Annotated in this window: 9 protein-coding genes; 6 read left to right on the forward strand and 3 right to left on the reverse strand. The window is 54.3% G+C overall.

Features of this window, described 5'->3' with window-relative positions; translation table 11 throughout:
• Positions 1-37 precede the first annotated feature (37 nt).
• The 4 genes from nfi to ACJHWK_RS22435 all read left to right on the forward strand — a co-directional run bounded on the left by nfi (position 38) and on the right by ACJHWK_RS22435 (position 2,509).
• Positions 38-709 (forward strand): deoxyribonuclease V, encoded by a 672-nt coding sequence (gene nfi / locus ACJHWK_RS22420; protein ID WP_000362388.1) that lies wholly within the window; start codon positions 38-40, stop codon positions 707-709.
• A 42-nt stretch (positions 710-751) separates the two neighbouring features.
• Positions 752-1,342, forward strand: a complete 591-nt coding sequence (locus ACJHWK_RS22425; RefSeq protein WP_000940106.1) for a YjaG family protein — start codon at positions 752-754, stop codon at positions 1,340-1,342.
• Between the two features lie 186 nt (positions 1,343-1,528).
• Positions 1,529-1,801 (forward strand): nucleoid-associated protein HU-alpha, encoded by a 273-nt coding sequence (gene hupA / locus ACJHWK_RS22430; RefSeq protein ID WP_001044513.1) that lies wholly within the window; start codon positions 1,529-1,531, stop codon positions 1,799-1,801.
• 12 nt (positions 1,802-1,813) lie between these two features.
• Positions 1,814-2,509: a DUF1481 domain-containing protein gene (locus ACJHWK_RS22435; RefSeq protein WP_001300651.1), complete on the forward strand. Its 696-nt coding sequence runs from the start codon at positions 1,814-1,816 to the stop codon at positions 2,507-2,509.
• A 1-nt stretch (position 2,510) separates the two neighbouring features.
• On the opposite strand, the gene zraP is transcribed toward ACJHWK_RS22435, so the two are convergent.
• Positions 2,511-2,936, reverse strand: coding sequence for a zinc resistance sensor/chaperone ZraP (gene zraP / locus ACJHWK_RS22440; RefSeq protein ID WP_020232898.1), 426 nt, complete (start codon positions 2,934-2,936; stop codon positions 2,511-2,513).
• 237 nt (positions 2,937-3,173) lie between these two features.
• On the opposite strand from zraP, the gene zraS reads away from it, so the two are divergent.
• Complete coding sequence (gene zraS, locus ACJHWK_RS22445) at positions 3,174-4,571, forward strand: two-component system sensor histidine kinase ZraS (protein WP_024166544.1); 1,398 nt, start codon at positions 3,174-3,176, stop codon at positions 4,569-4,571.
• On the forward strand, positions 4,568-5,893 hold the full coding sequence (gene zraR, locus ACJHWK_RS22450; RefSeq protein WP_170886316.1) for a sigma-54-dependent response regulator transcription factor ZraR: 1,326 nt from the start codon (positions 4,568-4,570) through the stop codon (positions 5,891-5,893). The genes zraS and zraR overlap by 4 nt, the downstream gene beginning before the upstream one ends.
• Here zraR and purD read toward each other — a convergent pair.
• Both purD and purH read right to left on the reverse strand, forming a co-directional pair.
• Positions 5,890-7,179 (reverse strand): phosphoribosylamine--glycine ligase, encoded by a 1,290-nt coding sequence (purD, locus tag ACJHWK_RS22455; protein WP_001522133.1) that lies wholly within the window; start codon positions 7,177-7,179, stop codon positions 5,890-5,892. The two genes, zraR and purD, sit on opposite strands and share 4 nt — an antisense overlap.
• A gap of 11 nt (positions 7,180-7,190) precedes the next feature.
• Complete coding sequence (purH, locus tag ACJHWK_RS22460) at positions 7,191-8,780, reverse strand: bifunctional phosphoribosylaminoimidazolecarboxamide formyltransferase/IMP cyclohydrolase (protein ID WP_001187540.1); 1,590 nt, start codon at positions 8,778-8,780, stop codon at positions 7,191-7,193.
• Between the last annotated feature and the right edge of the window lie 571 nt (positions 8,781-9,351).

Below are 9,351 nucleotides of genomic sequence, written 5' to 3' on the forward strand. Positions count from 1 at the left end.
CAATTACGCCTGGTGGACCAGGCTCTAAGGAGCGATTATGGATCTCGCGTCATTACGCGCTCAACAAATTGAACTGGCTTCTTCTGTGATCCGTGAGGATCGACTCGATAAAGATCCGCCGGATCTGATCGCCGGAGCCGATGTCGGGTTTGAGCAGGGCGGAGAAGTGACGCGAGCGGCGATGGTGCTGCTGAAATACCCCTCGCTTGAGCTGGTGGAGTATAAAGTGGCCCGCATCGCCACCACCATGCCTTACATTCCAGGTTTTCTTTCCTTCCGCGAATATCCTGCGCTGCTGGCAGCGTGGGAGATGCTGTCGCAAAAGCCGGATTTAGTGTTTGTCGATGGTCATGGGATCTCGCATCCTCGCCGTCTTGGTGTCGCCAGCCACTTCGGTTTGCTGGTGGATGTGCCGACCATTGGCGTGGCGAAAAAACGGCTCTGCGGTAAATTCGAACCGCTCTCCAGCGAACCGGGCGCGCTGGCCCCACTGATGGATAAAGGCGAGCAGCTGGCCTGGGTCTGGCGCAGCAAAGCGCGCTGTAACCCGTTGTTTATCGCTACCGGTCATCGGGTCAGCGTGGACAGCGCGCTGGCGTGGGTACAACGCTGCATGAAAGGCTATCGTCTGCCGGAGCCAACGCGCTGGGCGGACGCGGTGGCCTCGGAACGTCCGGCGTTCGTGCGCTATACAGCAAATCAGCCCTAATTCAGGTAAACTGCGGATAATTTCCGTATTTGAGAACTCAATATGTTACAAAACCCAATTCATCTGCGTCTGGAGCGCCTGGAAAGCTGGCAGCATGTCACTTTCATGGCTTGCTTATGCGAACGCATGTACCCCAATTACGCCATGTTCTGCCAGCAAACCGGTTTTGGTGATGGGCAAATTTACCGTCGTATTCTCGATCTCATCTGGGAAACGCTGACCGTTAAAGACGCAAAAGTAAATTTCGACAGCCAACTGGAGAAATTTGAAGAAGCGATTCCTTCAGCCGACGATTTCGATCTGTACGGCGTTTATCCGGCAATCGATGCCTGCGTGGCGTTAAGTGAACTGGTCCATTCGCGTTTGAGTGGTGAAACGCTCGAACACGCGGTGGAAGTGAGTAAGACCTCCATCACGACCGTTGCGATGCTGGAAATGACTCAGGCTGGTCGCGAAATGAGCGATGAAGAGCTCAAAGAAAACCCAGCTGTAGAGCAAGAATGGGACATTCAGTGGGAAATATTCCGACTTTTAGCTGAGTGCGAAGAACGCGATATCGAGCTGATAAAAGGCCTTAGGGCAGACCTGCGTGAGGCGGGTGAGAGCAATATTGGTATAATTTTTCAGCAATAAGACCAGAAAACGTGATTTAACGCCTGATTTGTCGTACCTGGAGTCTTCCCTTTCGCCCCCCGTCTGGTCTACATTTGGGGGGCGAAAAAAAGTGGCTATCGGTGCGTGTATGCAGGAGAGTGCTATTCTGGCATTTCCGTCGCACTCGATGCTTAGCAAGCGATAAACACATTGTAAGGATAACTTATGAACAAGACTCAACTGATTGATGTAATTGCAGAGAAAGCAGAACTGTCCAAAACCCAGGCTAAAGCTGCTCTGGAGTCCACTCTGGCTGCAATTACTGAGTCTCTGAAAGAAGGCGATGCTGTACAACTGGTTGGTTTCGGTACCTTCAAAGTGAACCACCGCGCTGAGCGTACTGGCCGCAACCCGCAGACCGGTAAAGAAATCAAAATTGCCGCAGCTAACGTACCGGCATTTGTTTCTGGCAAGGCACTGAAAGACGCAGTTAAGTAAGATTGCGTGGCAGTGAACAGTTTTAACGAAGGGGTGGTTTCACCCCTTTTGTCTTTCTGGCGTCGATCATTGATGCTGGCAGGTGCGCTGTTTCTCACTGCCTGTAGCCACAACTCTTCACTTCCTCCCTTTACCGCCAGTGGATTTGCTGAAGACCAGGGCGCGGTACGCATCTGGCGAAAAGACAGCGGCGATAATGTGCATCTGCTTGCCGTGTTTAGCCCGTGGCGCAGTGGCGATACCACCACGCGAGAGTATCGCTGGCAGGGCGATAACCTTACGCTCATCAATATCAATGTTTACAGCAAACCGCCGGTGAACATTCGCGCGCGTTTTGACGATCGCGGCGATCTGAGCTTTATGCAACGTGAATCCGATGGGGAAAAGCAGCAGCTTTCTAACGACCAAATCGATTTATACCGTTATCGTGCTGATCAGATCCGCCAGATTAGCGATGCCTTACGTCAGGGGAGAGTCGTGCTGCGCCAGGGGCGCTGGCATGCGATGGAACAGACCGTGACCACCTGCGAAGGGCAAACCATTAAACCTGATTTAGATTCGCAGGCGATAGCGCATATCGAGCGCCGCCAGAGCCGCTCTTCTGTTGATGTCAGCGTGGCATGGCTGGAAGCGCCCGAAGGATCGCAATTACTGTTAGTGGCAAACTCTGATTTCTGTCGCTGGCAACCCAACGAGAAAACGTTCTGATTTACCAGTGGCCCATACCCATATGACCGCCACCACTGCAGCCGCCGTAGCCCATGCCCATTCCGGCTCCGCGCGGAATACCCGCTTCAGCCATCGCAATATCCCGTTTCACCCGTAACTCATCTAACGACTGACGCAAATTCTCCATCTCTTTGGCGACCGCGTTAATTTTGCTGCTATCCGGTGGGTTCGCGGCTAACAGGGCATTGTATTCATAACGCTTCGTCACCAGTTGCTGTTGCAGTGCGCTGCTTTGAGCGTAAAAGTCATTATGGATTTTCTGCCACGCTGTCTCTTGTTCGCTGGTCAAAGGCGCGGCATTTTGCTGCCACATACCGTGTCCGCCGTGAGCAAATGCAGATGTCGATCCCATCGCCATTGCTGAAAGCGCCATCATCACCAGGGCAATTTTCGTGTTCCGTTTCATGGTTAATCCTCCAGTGGTTGTCTTACTTCGGGTATTGCATCTTCCGTGCCAACGACGAAACGCTGATATGACGGGTAATCTGGCATGATAAACGAGTAAAAATGACTCGCCTGCTGCGGGTAGCGAGTCATTTTTACTCATTGAAACTTAAGTCTTTGTGTTACAGCGCAGGGTAAGCGCTGCTAAAAGATGGCATGATTTCTGCTGTCAAAAAGGGATGAACAGGCAAAGAAGAAGATACGTTTTATGCAACGTTCAAAAGACACCTTAGCCAAATGGTTAAGCGCGATCCTCCCCGTGGTCATTGTTGGGCTGGTGGGATTGTTTGCGGTAACGGTGATTCGTGATTATGGGCGGGCAAGTGAGGCTGACCGTCAGGCATTACTGGAAAAAGGTAATGTGCTCATTCGCGCTCTGGAGTCAGGAAGCCGCGTAGGGATGGGGATGCGAATGCACCATGTGCAGCAACAGGCGCTTCTGGAAGAGATGGCAGGCCAGCCTGGGGTGTTGTGGTTTGCGGTCACCGATGCGCAGGGCATCATCATTCTTCACAGTAACCCCGAAATGGTCGGGCGTGCACTCTATTCTCCTGATGAAATGCAGCAGTTAAAGCCAGAGGAAAACTCCCGCTGGAGACTGCTTGAGGATGCAGAAAAAACGCCTGCGCTTGAGGTCTATCGTTTGTTCCAGCCAATGTCATTGCCCTGGCGGCATGGTATGCACAATATGCCGCGCTGTAACGGCAAAGCTGTGCCACAGGCAGAAGCACAACAGGCTATTTTCATCGCCGTTGACGCCAGCGATCTGGTTGCAACCCAGAGTGGGGAAAAGCGCAATACCCTGATTATCCTCTTCGCCCTGGCGACGGTCTTGCTGGCAAGCGTGTTGTCATTCTTCTGGTATCGCCGGTATCTGCGCTCGCGCCAGCTTCTACAAGATGAAATGAAGCGCAAAGAGAAGCTGGTGGCACTGGGGCATCTGGCGGCAGGCGTTGCCCACGAAATCCGTAACCCACTTTCCTCGATTAAAGGGCTGGCGAAATACTTTGCCGAACGCGCGCCTGCAGGGGGAGAAGCGCATCAACTGGCGCAAGTGATGGCGAAAGAGGCTGACCGTTTAAACCGCGTGGTAAGTGAGTTGCTGGAACTGGTTAAGCCAACGCATCTGGCTTTGCAGGCGGTGGATCTCAACACTCTGATTAACCACTCATTACAGCTGGTAAGCCAGGATGCAAACAGCCGGGAGATCCAGTTACGCTTTACCGCCAACGACATGTTGCCGGAAATTCAGGCCGATCCGGACAGGCTGACTCAGGTCCTGTTGAATCTCTATCTCAATGCTATTCAGGCGATTGGTCAGCATGGCGTGATTAGCGTGACGGCCAGCGAAAGCGGCGCAGGCGTGAAAATTAGCGTTACTGATAGCGGTAAGGGAATTGCGGCGGATCAGCTTGAAGCTATCTTCACCCCGTACTTCACCACCAAAGCCGACGGCACCGGGCTGGGGCTAGCGGTCGTGCATAATATTGTTGAACAACACGGTGGTACAATTCAGGTCGCAAGCCAGGAGGGAGAAGGCGCAACGTTCACCCTCTGGCTTCCGGTCAATATTACGCGTAAGGACCCACAAGGATGACGCACGATAATATCGATATTCTGGTGGTAGATGATGACATTAGCCACTGCACTATTTTGCAGGCATTGCTGCGCGGCTGGGGCTATAACGTCGCGCTGGCGAATAGTGGGCAACAGGCGCTGGCGCAGGTGCGGGAACAGGTTTTTGATCTTGTGCTTTGCGATGTGCGAATGGCAGAGATGGACGGCATCGCCACACTAAAAGAGATCAAAGCGTTAAACCCGGCAATTCCGGTACTGATTATGACTGCGTACTCCAGCGTTGAGACGGCAGTAGAGGCGCTGAAAACCGGGGCGCTGGATTATCTCATCAAGCCGCTGGATTTCGATAACCTGCAGGCGACGCTGGAAAAGGCGCTCGCACATATGCACAGTATTGACGCTGAAACGCCTGCGGTGTCTGCCATCCAGTTCGGGATGGTCGGTAAAAGTCCGGCGATGCAACACCTGCTCAGTGAAATCGCCCTCGTCGCGCCATCGGAAGCCACGGTGCTGATCCACGGCGATTCCGGCACCGGTAAAGAGCTGGTCGCCAGGGCGATTCACGCCAGTAGCGCACGGAGTGAAAAACCACTGGTAACGCTCAACTGTGCGGCACTCAACGAATCCTTGCTGGAATCTGAATTGTTCGGTCACGAAAAAGGGGCGTTTACCGGAGCCGACAAACGGCGGGAAGGGCGCTTTGTTGAGGCGGACGGCGGCACGCTGTTTCTCGATGAAATTGGCGATATCTCGCCGATGATGCAGGTTCGTCTGCTGCGTGCGATTCAGGAGCGCGAAGTTCAGCGTGTCGGCAGCAACCAGACCATCTCGGTTGATGTCCGGCTGATTGCGGCGACTCATCGCGATCTTGCCGCAGAGGTGAATGCCGGACGTTTTCGCCAGGATCTCTACTATCGCCTGAACGTGGTGGCGATTGAAGTTCCGTCGCTGCGTCAGCGGCGGGAAGATATCCCTCTGCTGGCTGGCCATTTTCTGCAGCGCTTTGCCGAGCGTAATCGCAAGGCGGTAAAAGGTTTTACGCCCCAGGCGATGGATCTGCTGATTCACTACGACTGGCCGGGAAATATTCGCGAGCTGGAAAACGCGGTGGAACGGGCTGTGGTGCTACTGACCGGGGAATATATTTCCGAACGCGAGCTGCCGCTGGCGATTGCGAGTACGCCGATCCCGCTGGCGCAAAGTCAGGATATTCAGCCGCTGGTGGAAGTCGAAAAAGAAGTGATTCTGGCGGCACTGGAGAAAACGGGCGGCAACAAAACCGAAGCCGCCCGTCAGTTAGGGATCACGCGTAAAACGCTATTGGCAAAACTGTCGCGTTAGTTCTGCTCGCGTTCGATAGCGCGCCAGCCGATATCTTTCCGGCAGAAGCAGTCGTCCCAATGGATATCGGTCATTAAGGCATAAGCGCGTTTCTGCGCTTCTGCCACGGTATGACCCAGCGCGGTGACGCACAGTACGCGCCCGCCGCTGGTCACTACCTGCTCGTCATCCGCCAGTTTCGTGCCCGCGTGGAACACTTTGCCGTCAGACACTTCTTCCAGCGGCAGGCCGTGGATCACATCGCCGGTGCGGTAATCGCCCGGATATCCACCCGCAGCCATCACCACGCCGAGAGAAGCGCGTTCATCCCACTCGGACGTTTTCTCGTCCAGCTTGCCTTCACAGGCTGCCAGGCAGAGCTCAACCAGATCGGACTTAATGCGCAGCATAATCGGCTGGGTTTCCGGATCGCCAAAGCGGCAGTTAAATTCGATAACCTTCGGATTGCCCTGTTTGTCGATCATCAGGCCCGCGTAGAGAAAACCGGTGTAGGTGTTGCCTTCCGCTGCCATACCTTTCACGGTTGGCCAGATGATACGTTTCATGGTGCGCTGATGAACCTCATCGGTCACCACTGGCGCAGGGGAGTAAGCCCCCATCCCGCCGGTGTTCGGTCCGGTATCTTTATCACCCACGCGTTTGTGGTCCTGACTGGTGGCCATCGGCAGCACATGCTCGCCGTCCACCATCACGATAAAGCTCGCTTCTTCGCCGTCGAGGAACTCTTCGATAACAATGCGATGCCCCGCGTCGCCAAAAGCGTTGCCCGCCAGCATATCGTGAACAGCCGCTTCGGCTTCTTCCAGCGTCATCGCGACGATAACGCCTTTCCCGGCAGCCAGACCGTCAGCTTTAATGACGATTGGCGCGCCCTTCTCACGCAGATACGCCAGCGCAGGTTCTACCTCGGTGAAGTTCTGGTATTCCGCCGTAGGAATGTTATGGCGGGCCAGGAAATCCTTGGTAAACGCTTTCGAGCCTTCCAGCTGCGCGGCACCTGCGGTTGGGCCGAAGATTTTCAGCCCGGCGGCGCGGAAGGTATCCACCACGCCTTTCACCAGCGGCGCTTCCGGGCCGACGATGGTCAGATCGATCTTTTCGTTTTGCGCGAAATCCAGCAGCGCCGGGATATCGGTTACGCCGATAGCGACGTTTTGCAGTGTGGGTTCCAGCGCAGTGCCTGCATTACCCGGAGCAACAAAAACAGTTTCAACCAGCGGCGACTGGGCCGCTTTCCAGGCCAGCGCGTGCTCGCGCCCGCCGTTACCAATCACTAATACTTTCATCTGTCGCTCCATTAATGGCGGAAATGGCGCATGTCGGTGAAGAGCATCGCAATACCGTGCTCGTCGGCGGCGGCAATCACTTCGTCATCACGGATAGAACCGCCAGGCTGGATTACGCAGGTCACGCCCGCAGCGGCGGCGGCATCAATACCGTCGCGGAACGGGAAGAACGCGTCAGAAGCCATCGAGGAACCTTTCACTTCCAGGCCTTCATCGGCCGCTTTAATACCGGCGATTTTTGCGGAGTACACGCGGCTCATCTGGCCCGCGCCAATACCGATGGTCATATTGTTTTTGGCATAGACAATGGCGTTGGATTTCACGAACTTCGCCACTTTCCAGCAGAACAGCGCATCACGCAGTTCCTGTTCGGTCGGCTGACGTTTGGTGACGACGCGCAGTTCTTCTGCACCGACCATCCCCAGGTCTCGATCCTGAACCAGCAGACCGCCGTTCACGCGTTTGAAATCAAGGCCCGGAACACGCTCGCCCCACTGACCGCAGGTCAGAACGCGTACGTTCTGCTTGGCGGCGGTGATTTTCAGGGCTTCTTCGCTGGCGGACGGCGCAATAATCACTTCGACGAACTGACGAGAAATGATGGCCTGTGCGGTTTCCGCATCCAGCTCGCGGTTAAAGGCGATAATGCCGCCGAATGCGGAGGTCGGGTCGGTTTTGTACGCGCGATCGTAAGCATCAAGAATGGAATTGCCGATAGCCACGCCGCAAGGGTTGGCGTGCTTCACAATCACACATGCCGGCTCGGCGAACTCTTTCACGCACTCCAGCGCCGCATCGGTATCGGCGATGTTGTTATAAGAGAGGGCTTTACCCTGAACCTGGGTTGCGGTAGCAACGGAGGCTTCTTTCACATTCTCTTCTATATAGAAGGCAGCCTGCTGGTGGCTGTTCTCGCCGTAACGCATATCCTGCTTCTTAATGAAGTTCAGGTTCAGCGTGCGTGGGAAGCGACCGGCGGCTTCTTTGCTTTCACCGTGGTAAGCCGGAACCATGCTGCCGAAGTAGTTGGCAATCATGCTGTCGTAGGCGGCGGTGTGTTCGAAGGCTTTGATGGCAAGGTCAAAGCGAGTTTCCAGAGTCAGGGAGCCTTCATTGGCATCTATCTCTTTAATAATGGCGTCGTAGTCGCTGCTCTTCACCACGATGGCGACATCTTTATGGTTCTTGGCGGCAGAGCGCACCATCGTTGGGCCGCCGATATCGATGTTCTCAACCGCATCTTCCAGCGAGCAACCTTCACGGGCAACGGTCTGGGCGAACGGATACAGGTTAACAACCACCATATCGATAGGCTGGATCTGATGTTCTTCCATAATGGCATCGTCCTGGCCGCGACGGCCCAGAATGCCACCATGTACTTTCGGATGCAGGGTCTTCACGCGTCCATCCATCATCTCCGGGAAACCGGTGTAATCGGAAACTTCGGTTACCGGCAGACCTTTTTCTGCTAACAGACGGGCAGTGCCCCCTGTAGACAGCAGCTCCACACCGCGTGCGGAAAGTGCCTGGGCGAATTCGACGATACCGGCTTTGTCAGAAACACTGAGCAGAGCGCGGCGGACTGGACGACGTTGTTGCATGGTAAATCCCCTGGATTTGACTATTACAGAGAGCGTTAGCTGAATTTTTCGCGAAAAACTCAGCTAACGCCCCTAACGGGGCATCCTTATTTTTCGCCCGCATTGTAACGAAAACGTTTGCGCAACGCTCGCGAATTTTTCTCTTTCAATGGTGATCACAATTTTGACAGTGGTTGCCGTGGGAAAAATACAGAAATTACATTGATGATTGTGGATAACTCTGTGCGTAAAAAGGTATAAAGCGGGGTTTTGCTGGGGAATGCAGCAGTCAGTCATTTTTCTGCAATTTTTCTATTGCGGCCTGCGGAGAACTCCCTATAATGCGCCTCCATCGACACGGCGGATGTGAATCACTTCACACAAACAGCCGGTTCGGTTGAAGAGAAAAAATCCTGAAATTCAGGGTTGACTCTGAAAGAGGAAAGCGTAATATACGCCACCTCGCGACGGTAAGCTGAAAGCCGCGTCGCAACTGCTCTTTAACAATTTATCAGACAATCTGTGTGGGCACTCGAAGATACGGATTCTTAACGTCGCAAGACGAAAAATGAATACCAAGTCTCAAGAGTGA

Origin of the sequence: Escherichia sp. WS547, from assembly GCF_046486065.1 — a bacterium.
GTDB lineage: Bacteria > Pseudomonadota > Gammaproteobacteria > Enterobacterales > Enterobacteriaceae > Escherichia > Escherichia coli.

Bases quoted from the DNA above. Each gene is read 5' to 3' on its own strand.
- zraR (WP_170886316.1), top strand. From the start codon at position 4,568: ATGACGCACGATAATATCGATATTCTGGTGGTAGATGATGACATTAGC.
- zraP (WP_020232898.1), bottom strand. From the start codon at position 2,936: ATGAAACGGAACACGAAAATTGCCCTGGTGATGATGGCGCTTTCAGCA.
- ACJHWK_RS22425 (WP_000940106.1), top strand. From the start codon at position 752: ATGTTACAAAACCCAATTCATCTGCGTCTGGAGCGCCTGGAAAGCTGG.
- nfi (WP_000362388.1), top strand. From the start codon at position 38: ATGGATCTCGCGTCATTACGCGCTCAACAAATTGAACTGGCTTCTTCT.
- hupA (WP_001044513.1), top strand. From the start codon at position 1,529: ATGAACAAGACTCAACTGATTGATGTAATTGCAGAGAAAGCAGAACTG.
- purH (WP_001187540.1), bottom strand. From the start codon at position 8,780: ATGCAACAACGTCGTCCAGTCCGCCGCGCTCTGCTCAGTGTTTCTGAC.
- purD (WP_001522133.1), bottom strand. From the start codon at position 7,179: ATGAAAGTATTAGTGATTGGTAACGGCGGGCGCGAGCACGCGCTGGCC.